The sequence below is a fragment of the Frigoribacterium sp. PvP054 genome, from assembly GCF_040547465.1.
Classification (GTDB): Bacteria; Actinomycetota; Actinomycetes; order Actinomycetales; family Microbacteriaceae; genus Frigoribacterium.
This window is the reverse complement of sequence record NZ_JBEPPU010000009.1, coordinates 10,719-28,461: the sequence shown is the minus strand read 5'-3', so window position 1 is coordinate 28,461 and position 17,743 is coordinate 10,719. Positions and strand designations below refer to the sequence as shown.

Sequence of the window (17,743 nt, the reverse complement as noted above, 5' to 3'; positions counted from 1 at the left end):
AGGCGCACCGAGTAGCGGCCTTGGGCCGCTGTCGGATTCGCCGGGGAGGAGGTTGCGAAAAGGGGTGGAGGAAGGGAAGGAGAAGAGGAAGGTCCGCTTACGCGGAGTCGTCGGGGGATGCCCGTGAGCGGGTGTCGATCGCCTGGTCGGCGTTCATGCTGAGAGGCCCTCTTCGCTGGCGAGATAGGCGTAGCTCGGCCAGCTCAGAGCGATGTCGGCTGCCGCGTCGAGGAGGGGGCGGGACAGGTCTGCCATGCGAGCTCGCGTCATGCGAACGGAAGGTCCTGCGATGCTGATGGTCCCGGTCGCGACCTCGTGAGCGCCTGCCCCGAACACGGGGGCCGCCACGGCGTGGATGCCGAGGTCCATCTCCTCGAGCGTCGTGGCGTAACCGCGGTGGCGCACTTCGTAGAGCTCGTCCAGGACCCGTGCCGGGTCGAGGAGGGTGCGGGACGTCTGGGGCACGAGTCCCTGTTTGTCGAGGATCTCACGGACGCGGTCTTCGGCGAGGGTGGACAGCCATGCCTTGCCTGACGCTGTCGCGTAGGGAACGGCATCTTGACCCATGACGGGGTCGAGGCGGAGGGACGAGTTCGAGCCTTGCGCCTTCGCGATCCACTGCAAGGAATCCGCCGAGGTGACGGCCAGCCTGACGAGTTCCTCGGATTCCGCCGCGAGGGCGTCCAAGGTGCGCTGTGCCCAGCTGCTGACGCCTGAGGACGACAGCTGACGAAGGCCGAGCGCGCCGAGTCGGTGCGTGGCGAAGTACGTCGACGACTTCGGGTCCTGTGCGGCGTAGCCCGCCGTGACCAGGGCCCCGAGGAGTCGGTGCGCGATGGCTTTGTTGAGGCCCAAGGTCTCTGCCACCTGCGTGACGCGGAGGCCCTCGGGCTCGGGGGCGAGCATCTCGAGAACGCGCATGCCGTGGGCGACGTCATCTGCCAGAGCCATGGTTGTCATTCCTCGTCGTCGGGGAGCAGTAACGGCGTTACTTGTAACGCCGTTACCGAAAGTGCCACGGACTCGCGGAGGTGTCAAGGGGCCGCCCGCTTTTTCTCGGGCCGAAGATGCCGGCGGCTGGCTCGGGACGGGCCCCGCGATTTTGCGAGGCCCGTCTGCGTGGAGTGGGACCGGGTGCCACGGTCGGCACTCAGGGCGCGGCGATCACACGCTCCAGATCGACGAGTGACTGGGTGGGGTCGTCGTTCTGGACGGCATCGTGGCGGCCCGTACGCCAGGCGCACCTCAGTTCGCCGAAGCGTTCCCAATAGGCGGGCCAGTTCGCGAGTTTCGCGCGGTCGCGGTCCAGGCCCCGGAGGCGGACTCGTTCTCGGACGACCTCCGACGACGAGCGCACGTGGATGACCCGGAGGTCGACCTGTGGCCAGTTCGCGGCGCTCGTGGCTGTCGCCAGGAAGTCCGGATCGGCGAGGTAGGCGACGAAGGGTGCGTCGAGGACCACGGAGTGGCCGAGGTCGAGGTTGCTCCCGGCGACGGCGAAGAGGGCCTCGTACTCCAGTGGCATGATCTTCTCGACGTAGACCTCGTTCGACTCGCGATCCGTCGGGTGGTGGCCGAGCGCCTCCAGGGCGAACCGGACGAGAGGGCCCGAGAGCGTGTCCTTGTCGAGGTAGACGGCGCCCGTGAGTGTGCTGAGGTGTCGCGACATCGTCGTCTTGCCCGAGCCCGCGCCGCCGAGGGTGATGAACGCCGTGGGTCGGCTCGGCGTCAAGCGCGAGCCCGCGCGACGGCGTCGACGAAGTCCTTCGCCGCAGCAGTGATCTTCGTCGTGTCACCCTCCGGGCCGCCGGCCTTGGTGATGGCGCTGCCCACGCCGACGACGGCGACCCCGGCGGCGAACCACTCGGCGACGTTCGCCGTCGTCACTCCTCCGGCAGGCACCATCGGGATCTGGGACAGCGGCGCGAGCATGGCTCTCACGTAGGGGATGCCCCCGGCTTCCGTCGGGAAGATCTTCACCATGTCGGAGCCTGCCTCGGCCGTGTCGAGGACCTCGGTCGGGGTGTACGCGCCGCTGATCGAGACGACCTGGTAGCGGTTCGCGACCCGAATCATGGCCGGGTTGAGGTTCGGGCTGACGAGGAACTTCGCCCCGGCTTGGATGCTCGCCCAGGCCGCGTGCTCGTCCAGCACCGTGCCGGCGCCGAAGACGACGTCGTGGTCGGCGAAGCGTTCGGCGAGGCGCTGGATCACCTGGAGAGCACCGGGGATCGAGAGGGTGATCTCGAGGGCGCGAATGCCGCCCTCGACCGCTGCGGACGCCGCGTCGAACGCCTTCTCGGCGGTGTCGAGGCGAACGATGAGGACATTGCCGGAATCGTGAATGGTCGTGAGGGTCTCGAGTTTCTGGAACATGAGCCCAAGGGATACACCACTTTTCTGCTGATGGCGACCCCGCCACCGGCCCTCGTTGACAACGTCGGCGATCTCGTGTGACCATTTCTGCAATCGATCTCAGCAATCGATCGCACTTTCGAGACGAGGAAGTCACGTGACAAGTCATGACCCGGGCGTTCCGCCCGTTCCGGCGATCCGCCAACCTCTGGCCGCGCACCACGCCGCGGCCGTCGACAAGGCTCGCGTCGCCGTCTTCGGGGCTTCCCACTGGCATGCGCCCCTCTACCGTGAGGCCCTTCTGCGTCGGCACGAAGTCGTCGCCGTGCAGGACGACGCCCCACAGGCTGTCGCGTCTCCCCGTGCCTGGGGCGTGGAAGTCTCGCCAGACGTCGACTCGGTGTTGAGGGACGTCGAGTTCGACGCCGCCTACGTCATGAGCCCCCACGACGAAGTCGCGCGCGTGTGCCTCAAGCTCATCGAACGAGGCATCCCCTTCGTCGTCGAGAAGCCCCTCGGCGTGAATCTCGCCGAGCTTCGTGCGGTCGTCGAGGCCGCCAGGTTCGCGGGGGTGGCGGCGACGGTCGCGCTCGTCCAACGCGACGGCCCGGTCGAGTCGTGGCTCAGGCAGGCGGGGACGATCGCCTACGAACGATTCTCGTTCCATGCGGGTCCGCCGTCGCGGTACTCGTCCAACGGCAGCCCCTGGATGCTCGATCCGATGCGCGCAGGAGGCGGCGCACTGGTGAACCTGGGCCCGCACTTCGTCGACCTCGCCCTGCGGCACCTCGGCCCCGGCGAGGTCACAGCTCTCACTCGTAGCCATGCCCTCCACAGCGAACGCGTCGAGGACCACGCAACGGTCGTCCTCACCGGCACCCGCGGCGGCCAGGCGATCATCGAGGTCGGCTACGTCTTCCCCGACTCGCCTCTCAAGCGCTTCTGCAGCTTCTCGGCCGCCGGCGACCGCGGCTTCGCATCCATCGACACCGACGGGACTGCCCAGTTCACCGATCTCACCGGCCAGACGGTCAGGACCACGCTCGACGTCGACAGCGACCCGCTGTACGAAGTCCTCGTCGACCGTGTCGCCGACACGCTGGCGACCGGCTTCGCGGGCATGCCCACCCTTGACGACCTCGCAGCGGCCATGAAGGTCATCTGGCCTGACCCATCCGAGACGGAGGCCCACGATGACTGAAGTGAGCATCGACGACGTCGCGCGGGTGGCCGGTGTCCACCGCTCGACCGTGTCACGAGCGTTCTCCAACCCCGACGCAGTGCGGGCACAGACCAGGGAGCACGTCCTGCGGGTGGCGGGGGAGCTCGGCTACACCATGAACCCCGTCGCCCAGGCGCTTCGCCGACGTTCCAGCACGCTGGTGCCGCTGATCGTCCCCGACGTCACCAACCCGTTCTACGCAGAGCTCGCCCGGGCGACGGCCGTCGCTGCCGAGAAGCGCGGGTACCGGATGGTGCTGTGCACGACGGAGAACGAGGCCAACTCGACAGCCAGCTACGTCACGGCCATGCAGGCGATGTACTCGCCTTTCGGGATCGTGGCCCCGTCGACTCGCATCGACCTCGAGGCGCTCGAACGGTTCGGCTCCACGAGCAAGGTCGTCGTCCTCGACCGCGTCGAAGACGACCCCTCGGTCCCCACGGTCACCGTCGACGGCAGGCAGGGCATCGAACTCGCCTTCGACCACCTCGCCGGGCTCGGGCACCGTTCCATCGCCTATGCGCCCGGCATCGTCGGCACCTACACCGCGCACGATCGACACCAGGCGTACACCGACCTCGCCGCTGAGCGCGATGTGCGGCCGTCTATCCTCGGAGCCGCAGCGGACCCGGACCACGGCCGCAGCGTCGTCGACCACTGGCTCGCCTCCGACGACCGTCCGACGGCGATCATCGCCAGCAACGACGTCATCGCATTCTCGATCATCTCCGAGCTGGGCGCCCGCGGGCACCGAGTGCCCGACGACGTCTCCGTCATCGGCTTCGACGGCCTCGAGCTCGGCGCCCACATCCACCCCCGCCTCACCAGCATCCGCCAACCCGTCGACGAGCTCGGACGTCTCGCCGTCGAGTTGGGAGAAGGACTCCTTCGCGGTGAGCCGGTCCGACACGAAGTGCTCCCGACCTCCCTCCTCCTCCGCTCCTCGACGACGGGACCCTTCGCATGACCGCCCCCACCGCCTCCACAAGTCCGCTCCCGGGCCTGCGATGGGTCGACCACACCGCATTCACCGTCCCCGACCTCACGGCCGCTGTCGCGTTCTTCACCCAGGTCTTGGGAGCAGAGGAGCTCTACCGCTCGACGCGCGGACCCGACGCGGAGTTCATGCCCCTGCACTTCGGCGTCCCGGACGATGCACGGCTCGAGCTCGCGATGCTGCGACTGCCCCCGAACCTCAACGTCGAGCTGTTCCAGTGGTGGAGTGACGACCGGTCCGCCGTCTTCCCCCGCGCCAGCGACGCCGGCGGCCATCACCTCTGCTTCGTCGTCGACGACGTGGACGACGTGGTCGCCGCCGTCGACGACCACCCCACCGTCGAGATCCTCGGCCACCGAAAGGAAGTCGCGGGCGACAGCCCCTCCGTCGCAGGCAACCGTTGGGTGTACGCCCGCACCGACTGGGGGCTGATCCTCGAGTTCGTCGACCGGTCCCGCGTCGCCGACCCCCCTCACCTGGTCGGCCCTGCCGACTGGACTACCGCCCACACCTTGGAGGACCCCGCATGAAGATCGCCGGCCACACGCTCGGAACACCCGACCAGACCGTCCCGGAAGCGATCCAGCTCTTCCGACGTGCGGGCCTGGACGCCGCCGAGATCATCTACCAGGACGACTACAAGAGCGGCCTGCCGATCAGGGACGAAGCGGCCGCAGCCGAGGCCGCTCGCGTCGCCGACTCGGAGGGCATCGCGATCATCGGCCTCACCCCGTACACGACCGCGATCAACGCCCTCGACGAGTCCGTCCGCATGGCCGCCGTCGACGAGCTCCGATCGGCCATCGACACGGCCCAGCAGGTCGGTGCGACCCGCATCCGCGTCTATGCGGGTTCGTGGCAGCCAGGGCAGGACGCACAGCAGGAGCACTGGGCGCAGCTCGTCCGGTCGTTCCACGACCTGTCCGCACGCGCGGAGGACGCCGGAGTCGTCCTCTGCGCCGAGAACCACTTCGGCACGATGACCCAGACCGCCGCCGACACGGCCCGCCTCGTCCGCGAAGTCGACTCCCGCGCGGTCCGAGTCCTCTACGACCAGGCCAACCTGACCTTCACCCACGACGAGAGCGTCGACGACGCCTTCGCTGTCCAGGGCGATCTCATCGGACACGTCCACGTCAAGGACCTCGTCTTCAAGGACCCGGACGCACCGTTCGTCGCCTCGGAGACGGCCCGCGTGCGCGCCGAGGAGCGTGCTGTCCGGTCTCGCGTCGTCGGTGACGGCTCGCTGGCCTGGTCTCGCATCCTCCGCCGCCTCCGCGAGGTCGGCTACGACGACGTGCTCTCCCTCGAGTACGAATACCGCTGGCATCCTCAGGACCTCGACGCCCCCGAGATCGGCTTCCGTCGCGGCGCCGAGCACCTGAGGTCGCTGCTCCTGGAACTCGACCGCGAGAACAGCCGCGCACGTGCCGAGGTGACCTCGTGAGCGCCCTCAAGATCGGCGTCGTCGGTGCCGGCAACATCGCGAGCATCGCCCAGCTGCCGACCCTCGTCCAGCGGGACGACGTGGAGTTGCGCGCCCTGGTCTCCCGCCGAGACGACCCGAGCGCCGTCCAGCGGCGCTGGGGCTTCCACGAGGTCTACCGCACGGTCGACGAGATGCTCGCCGCCGAGGACCTCGACGCCGTCTTCGTCCTGACACCCCGGTCCGAGCACGTGGCCGCCGTCGAGAGCGCCCTCCGTGCTGGTGTCGACGTGTTCTGCGAGAAGCCACTCGCGACATCCACCTCCGACGCCGTGAGCCTCGCCGAGCTCGCCGACGAGAACGAGCTCGTCCTGATGGTCGGGCTGAACCGACGCTTCGCACCGGTGTACGTCGCCGCCCGGGAAGCCTTCGGCGAGTCCGGGGCATCGTTCTGCATCGCGCAGAAGAACCGAGCCGGCTCCGAGTACAGGGCGACGTTCGAGAACGCCATCCACATGGTCGACCTCCTCCGCTGGTTCTGCGGGGGAGAGGTGGTCTCCGTCTCGAGCGCCGCTGCCGGGTCCGACCCGTGGGAGGAGGACGGCACCGCAGCCCTCGTCCGCTTCTCGACCGGCAACACCGGGCTCCTCGTTGCCGCCCGCGCCGCCGGGGCCTGGGGAGAGAAGCTCGACGCGTACGGCCAGATGCAGTCCACCGAGGTCGTCGCCCCCGACTCCGTCGCCGTCACGAAGGACGGTGTCCGCACCGTCCGATCGATGAGCCCCGAGGCGTTCGGCTGGGCGACCGCGACCGAGACCTTCGGCTTCGCCGAGGCAGTCCGCCATTTCCTCGACCGGGTGCGCGACCGGCAGCAGCCCCTCACCTCCGGGTGGGAGGCGGCCAAGACCCAGCAGCTGCTGGACCAGATCCTCGAGGCCGCGGGCCTCCCGACCGAAGAACAGGAAGGCCGCACATGGGCCAGCAAGGCGAAGCAGTGACGACCGCCGACGACCAGCAGCAGGTCGCCCTGGTGACGGGTTCCAGCGGCGGCATCGGTGCCGCCGTGGTCGAGTCGCTCCGAGCGCGGGGCGATCTCGTGATCGGCGCCGATCAGGCACCTCTCGACGGCCAAGAGATCGATGGGTTCCACGCCCTCGACGTCACAGACGAGCAGGGGACCGCGGACGTCGTCCGACAGGTCGTCCAGCAGCACGGGCGCATCGACGTCCTCGTGCACGCCGCCGGCGTCCTCGGCGGAACCCCCGACCCCCTCGTGACGTCCACCGAGGAATTCGAGCGCATCATGCGCATCAACGCCTCCGGCACCTTCACCATCACCCGCGAGGTCGCCAACACCATGCGCGCGGCAGGCACGAAGGGCTCGATCCTCCTGCTCTCCTCGGTGGCAGCGAAGGAGGCGCGGGTCGACTACCTGCCCTACAACGCCAGCAAGATCGCGGTGCTCCACATCATGTGGTCGATGGCGAAGATCCTCGGACCCGACGGCATCTCCGTCAACGCCGTCAACCCGGGCCCCGTCAACACGCCGCTCTGGAGCCAGCTCGCCGACCAGTCGGGCTCGGCACAGGCCGCTCGCGACGCCCGAGCGGCACAACTGCCCATGCGGCGCTTCGCCGAGCCGCACGAGGTCTCGAGCGCGATCGCGTTCCTCACGGACCCTGCGAACCGCTACATCAGCGGTGTCTCCCTCGACGTGGCCGGTGGAGCGCATCTCGGCATGGGGTCCTGACACCCGGCTCTGCGACCCAGACCCTTCTCCAGTCGGCGTCCCGGTGCAGGACCAGCGACCTGCGCACCCAGCCACCAACCGAAAGGATGATCGCCTTGATCATCAACACGTTCTCCTACCTCTGGACGGCCCCGGCGATCGATGCCATCGGCACGCTCGTCGACGACGGATACGACACCTTCGAGGTGCCGATCAGTTCGCCACACTGCTGGCCTGACGACATGACGCAGTCCGAGATCGCGGCTCAGAGCCGGCGGCTCTCAGATCTCGGCGCGCGCATCCGGTCGCTCAACGCCGGGGGATACGACATCAACCTGGCCAGCCCCGGGGCGAGCATGCGCCGCAAGAGCATCGAGCACATCAGGTCGGTCATGGACCTCGCCGAGGCGTGGAACGTCCGAGACGTCGTCATCTCGCCCGGCACGAGGAGGCCCATGATCTCGCCGCCGCTGGAGGACGTCCACGGGTGGATGCACGACAGCATCGAGACCCTGCTCCCGATGGCAGAGCAGACCGGCACCCGCCTCCTCTTCGAGAACACCCCCTACTGCTTCGCTCCCACGATCGACGACCTCGCGGGGCTCGTCGACACGATCTCGAACGACTCCCTGAAGATCGTCTACGACGTCGCCAACGCCGCCTACATCGAGGAAGACCCGGTCGCGAGCCTGCTCGCGCACCACGAGTCGATCGCACTCATGCACATCTCGGACACGGGAACGGACACGTGGGGCCACGACCCCATCGGCACCGGCGTCATCGACTGGCGAGGCCTCGGAGAGGCCGTCGACACGACGATCGGCGTCGACGCCGTCGTCCTCGAGATCATCCGACCCGAGAACACCCTGCACGAGTTCAGCACGGCGATGGACGCCCTCCGTGTCGAGGGCTGGATCGTGCCCGACCGGCCCACGCGGTAGACACGCCACCGTCCACCCCACCAACGCAAGAGGGACGACAGCCCCTCACGAAAACAAGGAGAACACGATGAGAGCACTGGTCACCGGCGGAAGCAGCGGCATCGGAGCCTCGGCGAGCGTCCGGCTCGCGGAGGCGGCACTCGCCCGAGGTGAGCAAGCGATGATCGCCGTCTGCGGATTCGACCGAAACCCGCGCCAGGAAGAAGTCGTTCGCTCCATCGAGTCGATGGGCGGGACAGCCCTCGCTCTCGTCGGCGATCTGGCCGACCCTGCCGTTCCCGAGCAGCTCGTCAGCGCCGCCGTCGCGGAGTTCGGCGGACTCGACGCCCTTGTCGCCAACGCGGGCGTCGCGGACCCCGGCCAGCTGAAGGACGTCTCCCTCGAGGCATGGGACAGCCTGTTCTCCGTCAACCTCCGAGGTCCCTGGCTCCTGGCCAAGGCGAGCTGGAGCCATCTCAAGCAGAGCAACGGGGCCGCCTGCTTCACGTCATCCATGTCCGGCCAGCTCCCGCACGCGGGCTCAGGCGCCTACAGCCCGACGAAGGCTGCGCTGACCCTCCTCGCACAGACGCTCGCCCTCGAGTGGGCACCTGATGGCATCCGCGTCAACGTGGTGTCGCCCGGCATGACCCGGACGAGCATGACCGAGAAGATGTACCTCGATCCGCAGATCAAGAGCGCACGCGAGAAGATCATCCCGCTCGGCCGGATCGGCGACCCGGTGGACATCGCCAACGTCATCGAGTTCCTCGTCAGCCCCCTCTCGGGCTACGTGACCGGACAAGATGTGTGCGTCGATGGCGGCTACACCAAGTCGATCCTCAGCCACATCCCGGGCCGCCCCAGTTCGAAGTCCTGAGGAGTCCGGCAGAGATGCCCCTGGGGCCGGAGGCAGCTCGCTCGTGAGCCAGGCTCTGTCCGTCTGCGAGGAGGATCGACCCGCGTGCCGTCGGACCGTCGGGTGGGGTGCCCCCGGTGGCTCGTCGATTCGCCGGCCACGGGGTCAGGTCGGCCGGACGAGCCGTGGTCCGTGGCCGGGGGCGACCGAGCTCTGCAGGACCAGGGCCGCCGCGCCGATCGCCGCCGAGTCCCTCGGGTTCGTCGCCAGCTCGACCCGGACGTCATGCGACTGCCGGGCGAAGGCGCTCTCGGCCAGCCGATCACGGACGGCGCGGGCGTACACCGAACCGGCCACCGCGATGCTCGGGCCGCAGAGCACGAGTCGGTCGACGTCGAGCACGTTGACGAACGAGACCACAGCGGCGGCGAGGTAGCGGGCGGACGTCGCGATCAGCTCTGCGGCGACCGCGTGGCCGCCCACCGCGGCACGGGCCAGGCGGTCGAAGTCCTGGGCCACGGTGTGCTCCTCGAAGGCGAGTCCGAGGCCGGTCAGGAATCCCGACCGTTCACGGGCCCGGTGCAGGACGGCGGCCGGTGCCGCGTACCGTTCCGCACAGCCGCGGTTCCCGCAGAAGCACGGCTCGCCGTCGAGGTCGACGGACAGGTGCCCCAGCTCGCCGGCGTTCGAGCTCGCGCCGCGGTACAGGGCCCCGTCGATGATGATGCCCGCACCGAGGCCCGTGCCCATGTAGATGCCGGCGAAGGTCTCGGTGCGGGGGACGCGACGCGTCCAGAACTCGCCCACGGCGGCAGCCGCGGCGTCGTTGTCGATCAGGACGGGGACGTCGAGGCGTTCGGAGAGCCTGTCCCGGAGCGAGAAGCCCTCCCATCGCCTCAGCGTCGGCGAGCGGAGGATGGCGCCGTGGTCCGCCGAGAGCGGGCCGGGCGCGACGACCGCGACTCCGGCGATCGACGCCCGCGAGATGCCGGCGGCGTCCACGAAGGCGTCGAACTGCGCCACCAGCCGGTCGGTGACCTCGTCCGGTGCGTCGAGCGACGCCCCGTCGACGAGTTGACGCGCGACGATGCCTCCGCCGGCCCCTGTGGCGACGAAGGTCATCGACTCGTAGCCGAGCTGGACGCCGACGGCGTAGAGGGCGCCCGGGTTGATCTCGACGAGGGTCCGGGGCTTGCCGCCGCCGGAGGCGACCCGACCGCTCTCGCGGACGATGCCCTCGGCGAGCAACCTGCGGACGATGTTCGAGATGCTCGGCTGGGTGAGGCCGGTCGTCGAGGTCAGCTCGACCCTGCTGATGGGGCCGGACGAACGGATGACGTCGACGACGAGTGCCCTGCTGCCCGGCCCGGACGCGGAGGACTCGGGTCTGGCCACGTCGTCCTCCGTACCTCGGGCGAGCCCTGGTGTGGTGCCGGCCCGCGTCGGTGACACGATAGCGGTCACGAGAGAGCGCACGGCACCGTGATCGGGGCCGAGGAGGACGAGGCGATGCGAGACGCGACCCTGACCGAGAGCGACCGTCCGTCGCGCCTCCCGCGGCCGATCGGCCTGACCCTGGTGCGTCCCAGCGAGATCTACGGGGCCGAGCCGTACTTCCACGAGCTCACCGCCGGCCTCGACCGCGTCGTGCGGCCGCGGGGCCACGCCGTCCTGCTCCGGGTCCTCGCCGACCGGGAGGCCGAGCTCGACCTGTGCCGGCGGTGGTCGACCGAGGGCGTCGTGGACGCCGTCGTGCTCGTCGACCTGAGCGTCGACGACCCGCGGGTGTCCCTGGTCGCCGAGCTCGAGCTCCCCGCGATCTCGGTCTCGTCGCCCGCGATCTCGAGTGGGCTCCCCGCCGTCTGGACGAACGACGACGTCGCCGTCGAGGAGGCGGTGGACGCGTTGGCCCTGCTGGGTCACGTCCGTCTCGCCCACGTCAGCGGACCGCTTCGCCTCGCCCACTCCGTCGCGCGCCGGGACACCTTCGCGTCGGTCTGCGACGATCGCGGGCTGACCGCGGCGACGGTGACGGGCGACTACTCGTTCGAGTCGGGCGAGCGAGCCCTCTCGGCACTCGTCGACGGACGCGGCGCCCCGGACGACCGGACCGTCGAGGGCGCCTCGGGCGTCCCGACCGCGGTGGTCTTCGACAACGACCTCATGGCCCTCGGTGGGCTCGCCGAGGCGCGACGCCGTGGACTCGGCGTGCCCGGCGACCTCTCGATCGTCGCGTGGGACGACTCGGCCCAGTGCCAGCTCTCCGAGCCGCCGCTCTCCGCCCTCAGCCACGACGTCCAGCGGATCGGCGAGATGGTGGGCGAGACGGTGTTGGCCGTGCTCGACGGTCAGAGACCCCCCACGCTCGAGGCGCCGCCCATCGTCTTCGTGCCTCGGGCGACGACCGGCCCGCCCGCCTCCTGACGTCTCGAGAGCGGCGTCACCCCGTCCCTCGCGCCCTCCTCCACAATTACATCGTGCATAAATTAATAATCAAAGTCTTGACAGGGCGTGACGCCGCGGGCGAAGCTGGGGCACCCGACCAGCTCGCACCCGCCGAGACCTGCCGGACAGAACGGCCGAGGCACCTCGCCGGCACCCACGAACGAAGGAGTTCGCACGCATGAAGAAGACAGCACTCATGGGCATGGCGATGGTCTCGCTCACCGCGATCGGCCTCAGCGGCTGCTCGTCGGCGTCCAACGACGACGGCGCCCCCTCAGGTGAGATCACGGTGCTCACCAACCGCACCGACCTCGTCGACACGACGTTCGCCGACTACGCGAAGGCGTTCGAGGAGAAGTACCCGGGCACAAGCGTGAAGTTCGAGGCGCTGACCGACTACGAGGGCGACGTCAAGATCCGCCTGAACTCGAAGGACTACGGCGACGCGCTGCTCATCCCCAGCTCGAACGTCACGAAGGACCAGTACGCGAGCTTCTTCGAGCCACTCGGCACGGTCGACGAGATGGGCGAGAAGTACCGTTTCGTCGACGCAGGCGCCTACGACGGCGAGGTCTACGGCATCTCGACCTTCGGCTCGGCCATGGGCATGGTCGTCAACGAGAAGGTCTGGGCCGACGCCGGCGTCACCGAGGCCCCGACCACGCAGGAGGAGTACCTCACCGACCTGCAGGCCATCCGCGACCGGACCGACGCCGACCCGTACTACACGAACTACGCCGACGGCTGGCCGCTGGCGACCATCGAGGGCAACCTCGGCGCCACCCAGGGCCCGGACGTCCGCATGGAGATGGCCGAGGACGACGCCCCCTGGACCGAGGGCACCGACCAGTACAAGATCGACGACCTGCTCTTCCAGACCGTCGAGGCCGGCCTCAGCGAGGCCGACCCGACCACGACCAACTGGGAGGAGTCCAAGAACCTCCTCGCCCAGGGCAAGATCGGCTCGATGGTCCTCGGCTCGTGGGCCGTCAGCCAGATGCAGGACGCCGCCGAGGCCGCCGGTGCCTCTCGTGACGACATCGGCTTCTGGCCGATGCCCTGGCAGGTCGACGGCCGGTTCACCTCGGTGACGGCCAGCGACAAGGTCCTCGGCGTCAGCAAGAACAGCGACAACAAGGCGACCGCGAAGGCCTGGGTCGACTGGTTCACGAACGAGTCCGGCTACGCCGAGAGCCAGGGAGCCATCAGCCCCGTCAAGAGCGACCCCGAGCCCGACACCCTCTCGGACTTCAGCGCCCTCGACGTCCAGTACGTCGAACTGGCCCCGGACCCGGTCGGCAAGGAGGCGCTGCTCACCGACATCGCCAACGAGGCGGAGATCGACATCTTCGGCAACACCTACCGTCAGAAGCTGATCGACACCGCCCGCGGCGCCGCCGACGGCGACGAGGACTCGTTCTTCTCCGACCTCAACGACCGCTGGGCCGCAGCGCAGGAGAAGGTCTCCGAATGACCCAGCTCGCCTCGCCCCCCGAGGTCGCGGCGACCGTCACCGACGGCGGCCGGCGCCGGGGCACCCGCCCCGGCCCCGGCCCGGCCGGGCGGGTGGGCCGTCGCGGCCTGCGCGTCACCCCGTGGCTCTTCCTCGTCGTGCCGCTGGCGTTCCTGATCGTCCTGACCTACGTCCCCGTCGCGAACCTGCTCTGGTACAGCGTCACCGACTGGGACGGCCTGTCGCCGGTCAAGGAGTTCGTCGGCCCCGACAACTTCGTCGAGATCTTCACCCGGCCCGAGATCTTCCAGGTCTTCTTCGTCAGCCTCTTCTACCTGGCCGGTGCCGTCGCCCAACTCGTCCTGGCCCTGTACTTCGCGACCCTCCTCAGCTTCAAGACCCGCTTCTCGAACCTGTTCAAGGGGATCATCTTCTTCCCCTACCTCATCAACGGGGTCGCGATCGGGCTCGTCTTCCTCTACTTCTTCCGCCCCGGCGGCACCCTCGACGCCCTCGCCGCCCTGGTCGGGGTCGAGGACACCCCGCAGTGGCTCGGCGACCCCGGCGTCGTCAACACCTCGCTGGCCGCCACGAGCGTCTGGCGCTACATGGGCCTGAACTTCGTGCTCTTCCTGGGCGCCATCCAGTCGGTCCCGTCCGAGCAGTACGAGGCCGCCGACCTCGACGGCGCGACGTCGTGGCACAAGTTCCTCTACATCATCGTGCCCAGCATCCGACGCATCCTCGGCCTGTCGTTCATCCTCGCGATCGCGGGTGCCCTCTCGGCGTTCGAGATGCCGTACATCATGACCGGGGGCGCCAACGGGTCCGAGACGTTCGTCATCCAGACCGTCGACACCGCGTTCCGCTTCTCGAAGGTGGGCCTCGCCTCCGCCATGGCCGTGGTCCTGCTCGTCATCGTGCTCGTCATCACGGCGGTGCAGCGGCTGCTGTTCCCCGACGAGAAGAAGGAGGACGCCTCGTGACCACCACCGCGTCGCCGAACCGCTCGCGCGCCCTCGCCCGCACCGGGACGACCGTCAAGTACGTCAGCCTCGTGCTCGCGTGCCTCGCGGCCCTCGTCCCGCTCGTCACCATCGTCATGCTCGCGTTCAAGACGGACGAGGAGTACCGGACCACGACCCCGCTCGCCCCGCCCGGCAACTGGCTGAACCTCGACAACTTCGTCACCGCCTTCACCCAGGGCGGCATGCTGATGGGCTTCGTCAACACGGGGATCATCCTCGTCGTGTCGGTCGTCGGGACGATCCTGATCGGCACGATGGCCGCCTACGCCATCGACCGGTTCCGCTTCCGCGGCCGGAAGCTCGTGCTCGGGGGCTTCCTGCTCGCGACCCTCGTGCCGTCGGTCACGACGCAGGTCGCGACCTTCCAGGTGATCAGCGCCCTCGACCTCTTCAACACGCGGGGCGCGGCGATCCTCATCTTCATGGGGACCGACATCGTCGCGATCTACATCTTCCTGCAGTTCATGCAGTCGATCCCCGTCTCGCTCGACGAGGCGGCGATGCTCGACGGCGCGAGCCGCTTCACCGTCTACTGGCGGATCGTCCTGCCGCTGCTCAAGCCGGCCATCGCGACGGTGGTCATCATCAAGGGCATCGCGGTCTACAACGAGTTCTACATCCCCTTCCTCTACATGCCCTCGCAGGACCTCGGCGTCATCTCGACCTCCCTGTTCCGCTTCATGGGCCCCTTCGGCGCGCAGTGGGAGGTCATCGCCGCGGGCACGCTGCTCGTGATCGTCCCCACCCTCGTCGCGTTCCTCTTCCTCCAGCGATACATCTACAACGGCCTCACGGCAGGAGCCACCAAGTGACCACCACCCTCCCCACCACCTCGACCGAGACCCGCCGACCGCTGCACGACGGCTGGTCCGTCCGCTCGACCCGCGGCCCGGTGCCCGATGAGATCGCCGCGGCGTCCGTCCCCGCGACGGTGCCCGGCCTCGTCCACACCGACCTCCTCGCCGCCGGCCTCATCCCCGACCCCTACCTCGACCGCAACGAGCAGAAGGTCACCTGGATCGGCGAGAGCGACTGGGAGTACCGCACCACGTTCTCGTGGAGCCCCGACGGCCACGACCGCCACGACCTCGTGTTCGAGGGCCTCGACACCGTCGCCACGGTCTCCCTCAACGGCACCGAGCTGGCACGCACCGTCAACCAGCACCGCACGTACCGCCTCCCCGCCGACGGGGTGCTCGTCGACGGCGACAACGACCTCGTCGTCCACTTCGCCTCTCCCGTCGCCCACGCCGACCAGGCCAGCCTCGACATCGGCTACCGGCCACACACCTACTCCCACCCCTTCAACGCCATCCGCAAGGCGGCCTGCAACTTCGGCTGGGACTGGGGCCTCGACGCCGCCTCCTCGGGCATCCACAAGCCCGTCACCCTGCACTCCTGGTCGGGCGCCCGCGTCGAGAGCGTGCGCCCCGTCGTGACGACCGACGGAGGCGCGGGCCACGTCCGCGCGCACGTCACGATCGAGCGGGCGGCCGGGTCCGACGCCGCGCTGACGGTCTCCGGCTCCGTGACGAGCCCCGAGGGCGTCGAGACCGCCACGGCCACGGTCGACGTCATCCCAGGGGCGACCGAGGCCGTCGTCGAGCTCGACGTCGTCGACGTCGCCCTCTGGTGGCCCCGCGGCCACGGCGACGCCGTCCTCCACGACCTCGCCGTCGACCTCGTCGTCGACGACCGGCCCGCCGCCGCCTGGTCGACCCGGATCGGCTTCCGCACGATCGTCGTCGAGCTCGAGCCCGACTCCGAGGGCACGAGCTTCCGCGTCGTCGTCAACGGCCAGCCGGTGTGGACCAGGGGCGCGAACTGGATCCCCGACGACGCCTTCGTCACCCGCGTCACCCGCGACCGCGTCGCCGCCCGCCTCGACCAGGCCGAGTTCGCGAACATGAACCTGCTGCGCGTCTGGGGCGGCGGCTACTACGAGTCCGACGACTTCTACGAGCTGTGCGACGAACGCGGCATCATGACCTGGCAGGACTTCCTCTTCGCCTGCGCCTCCTACGCCGAGGAGGAGCCGCTCCGCGGCGAGGTCGAGGCCGAGGTCCGCGACAACGTGACGCGCCTCATGTCCCACCCGAGCCTCGTGCTCTGGAACGGCAACAACGAGAACATCTGGGGCTTCGAGGAGTGGGGCTGGGAGAAGCGCCTCCAGGGTCGCACCTGGGGGCTCGGCTACTACCTCGACCTGCTGCCGCGCCTCGTCGCCGAACTCGACCCCGAGCGGTCCTACACGCCCGGCAGCCCCTGGTCGGGCGACCCCGACCGACCGGCGAACGAGATCGAGCACGGCTCGGTGCACCTCTGGGAGCTGTGGAACCGCGTCGACTACCCGCACTACCGCGACACCGTGCCCCGCTTCGTCGCCGAGTTCGGCTGGCAGGGCCCCGCGACCTGGTCCACCATCCGGCAGTCGATCTCGGACTCGCCCCTGACGCCCGAGTCGCCCGGCATGATCTGGCACCAGAAGGCGACCGACGGCAACGACAAGCTGACCGACGGCCTCGTCGCGCACCTCCCGCTGCCCGACGACACCGAGGACTGGCACTGGGCGATGTCGCTGAACCAGGCCCACGCCGTCGCGTTCGCGATCGAGCACTGGCGGTCGTGGAGCCCCACCACGATGGGGTCGATCGTCTGGCAGCTCAACGACTGCTGGCCCGTCACCTCGTGGGCCGCCGTCGACGGCCACGGACGCGCCAAGCCGCTGCTGTACGCCCTCAAGCACGTCTACGCCGACCGCCTCGTCACGATCCAGCCGCGCGGCGACGACCTCGTCGCCGCCGTCTCGAACGACTCGCCCGAGCCGTGGGAGGCGCAGGTCGACCTGCAGAGGCTCTCCTACGAGGGCGAGGTGCTCGCCTCCGCGACGGTCGACCTGACCCTCGACGCCCGCACCACCACCACGGTCGCGATCCCCGCCGAGATCGCCGCCTTCGGCGATCCGGCCCGCGAGCTGGTCGTCGCCACGGTCGGTCCCGAGCGGGGGCTGTGGTTCCCGGTCGAACAGCGCGACTCGGCCCTGACCGCCGCCGAGCTGACGACGACCGTCACCGCGGTCGACGGAGGCTACGACGTCGTGGTGACCAGCGCCTCCCTGGCTCGCGACGTGACGCTGCTCGTCGACAAGGTCGACGTGCACGCCGTCGTCGACGACATGATGGTCACCCTGCTGCCCGGGGAGTCCGTCACGTTCCGCGTGACGAGCGACGCCGACCTCACCCCCGACCAGCTGACCTCGACGAGCGTGCTGCGCACGTCGAACCAGCTCGTCGTCGACTGGGCCTGACG

At 69.3% G+C, this 17,743-nt stretch carries 17 protein-coding genes; 13 read left to right on the top strand and 4 right to left on the bottom strand.

Annotation, left to right across the window (positions count from 1 at the left end; genetic code table 11):
- Positions 1-153: 153 nt before the first annotated feature.
- From ABID81_RS11870 to ABID81_RS11860, 3 genes are all read right to left on the bottom strand, one after another.
- The gene (locus ABID81_RS11870; protein ID WP_354594996.1) at positions 154-951 is read right to left on the bottom strand and encodes an IclR family transcriptional regulator; all 798 of its coding nucleotides are present in this window, start codon (positions 949-951) and stop codon (positions 154-156) included.
- Positions 952-1,150: 199 nt separating this feature from the next.
- On the bottom strand, positions 1,151-1,732 hold the full coding sequence (locus tag ABID81_RS11865; RefSeq protein WP_354594995.1) for a P-loop nucleotide/nucleoside kinase family protein: 582 nt from the start codon (positions 1,730-1,732) through the stop codon (positions 1,151-1,153).
- Positions 1,729-2,376, bottom strand: a complete 648-nt coding sequence (locus ABID81_RS11860) for a bifunctional 4-hydroxy-2-oxoglutarate aldolase/2-dehydro-3-deoxy-phosphogluconate aldolase (protein ID WP_354594994.1) — start codon at positions 2,374-2,376, stop codon at positions 1,729-1,731. Before ABID81_RS11860 ends, ABID81_RS11865 begins: the two co-directional genes overlap by 4 nt.
- A 175-nt stretch (positions 2,377-2,551) precedes the next feature.
- On the opposite strand from ABID81_RS11860, the gene ABID81_RS11855 reads away from it, so the two are divergent.
- The 8 genes from ABID81_RS11855 to ABID81_RS11820 all read left to right on the top strand — a co-directional run bounded on the left by ABID81_RS11855 (position 2,552) and on the right by ABID81_RS11820 (position 9,529).
- Complete coding sequence (locus ABID81_RS11855) at positions 2,552-3,556, top strand: Gfo/Idh/MocA family protein (RefSeq protein WP_502915221.1); 1,005 nt, start codon at positions 2,552-2,554, stop codon at positions 3,554-3,556.
- On the top strand, positions 3,549-4,544 hold the full coding sequence (locus tag ABID81_RS11850) for a LacI family DNA-binding transcriptional regulator (RefSeq protein ID WP_354594993.1): 996 nt from the start codon (positions 3,549-3,551) through the stop codon (positions 4,542-4,544). The genes ABID81_RS11855 and ABID81_RS11850 overlap by 8 nt, the downstream gene beginning before the upstream one ends.
- Positions 4,541-5,104, top strand: coding sequence for a VOC family protein (locus ABID81_RS11845; protein WP_354594992.1), 564 nt, complete (start codon positions 4,541-4,543; stop codon positions 5,102-5,104). The genes ABID81_RS11850 and ABID81_RS11845 overlap by 4 nt, the downstream gene beginning before the upstream one ends.
- A complete protein-coding gene (locus ABID81_RS11840; protein ID WP_354594991.1) occupies positions 5,101-6,021 on the top strand; it encodes a sugar phosphate isomerase/epimerase family protein in 921 nt (306 codons plus the stop codon). The genes ABID81_RS11845 and ABID81_RS11840 overlap by 4 nt, the downstream gene beginning before the upstream one ends.
- Positions 6,018-6,998, top strand: a complete 981-nt coding sequence (locus ABID81_RS11835) for a Gfo/Idh/MocA family protein (protein WP_354594990.1) — start codon at positions 6,018-6,020, stop codon at positions 6,996-6,998. Before ABID81_RS11840 ends, ABID81_RS11835 begins: the two co-directional genes overlap by 4 nt.
- A complete protein-coding gene (locus ABID81_RS11830; protein ID WP_354594989.1) occupies positions 6,995-7,750 on the top strand; it encodes an SDR family NAD(P)-dependent oxidoreductase in 756 nt (251 codons plus the stop codon). The genes ABID81_RS11835 and ABID81_RS11830 overlap by 4 nt, the downstream gene beginning before the upstream one ends.
- 86 nt (positions 7,751-7,836) lie before the next feature.
- Positions 7,837-8,670, top strand: a complete 834-nt coding sequence (locus tag ABID81_RS11825; protein ID WP_354594988.1) for a sugar phosphate isomerase/epimerase family protein — start codon at positions 7,837-7,839, stop codon at positions 8,668-8,670.
- Positions 8,671-8,737: 67 nt separating this feature from the next.
- On the top strand, positions 8,738-9,529 hold the full coding sequence (locus tag ABID81_RS11820) for an SDR family NAD(P)-dependent oxidoreductase (RefSeq protein ID WP_354594987.1): 792 nt from the start codon (positions 8,738-8,740) through the stop codon (positions 9,527-9,529).
- Between the two features lie 144 nt (positions 9,530-9,673).
- Here the strand turns inward: ABID81_RS11820 and ABID81_RS11815 are convergent, their stop codons facing one another.
- A complete protein-coding gene (locus tag ABID81_RS11815) occupies positions 9,674-10,903 on the bottom strand; it encodes an ROK family transcriptional regulator (protein WP_354594986.1) in 1,230 nt (409 codons plus the stop codon).
- Between the two features lie 114 nt (positions 10,904-11,017).
- Here ABID81_RS11815 and ABID81_RS11810 point away from each other — a divergent pair, with 114 nt between their 5' ends.
- The 5 genes from ABID81_RS11810 to ABID81_RS11790 all read left to right on the top strand — a co-directional run bounded on the left by ABID81_RS11810 (position 11,018) and on the right by ABID81_RS11790 (position 17,741).
- On the top strand, positions 11,018-11,932 hold the full coding sequence (locus ABID81_RS11810) for a LacI family DNA-binding transcriptional regulator (protein ID WP_354594985.1): 915 nt from the start codon (positions 11,018-11,020) through the stop codon (positions 11,930-11,932).
- 199 nt (positions 11,933-12,131) lie between these two features.
- Entirely contained in the window at positions 12,132-13,427 is a 1,296-nt protein-coding gene (locus tag ABID81_RS11805; protein WP_354594984.1) for an ABC transporter substrate-binding protein, read from the top strand.
- Complete coding sequence (locus ABID81_RS11800) at positions 13,424-14,392, top strand: carbohydrate ABC transporter permease (RefSeq protein ID WP_354594983.1); 969 nt, start codon at positions 13,424-13,426, stop codon at positions 14,390-14,392. Before ABID81_RS11805 ends, ABID81_RS11800 begins: the two co-directional genes overlap by 4 nt.
- Positions 14,389-15,246 (top strand): carbohydrate ABC transporter permease, encoded by an 858-nt coding sequence (locus tag ABID81_RS11795; protein WP_354594982.1) that lies wholly within the window; start codon positions 14,389-14,391, stop codon positions 15,244-15,246. The genes ABID81_RS11800 and ABID81_RS11795 overlap by 4 nt, the downstream gene beginning before the upstream one ends.
- Positions 15,243-17,741 carry a beta-mannosidase gene (locus ABID81_RS11790; RefSeq protein ID WP_354594981.1) on the top strand — a complete coding sequence of 833 codons (2,499 nt, stop codon included), beginning with the start codon at positions 15,243-15,245 and terminating at the stop codon, positions 17,739-17,741. The genes ABID81_RS11795 and ABID81_RS11790 overlap by 4 nt, the downstream gene beginning before the upstream one ends.
- The last annotated feature ends 2 nt before the right edge of the window (positions 17,742-17,743 follow it).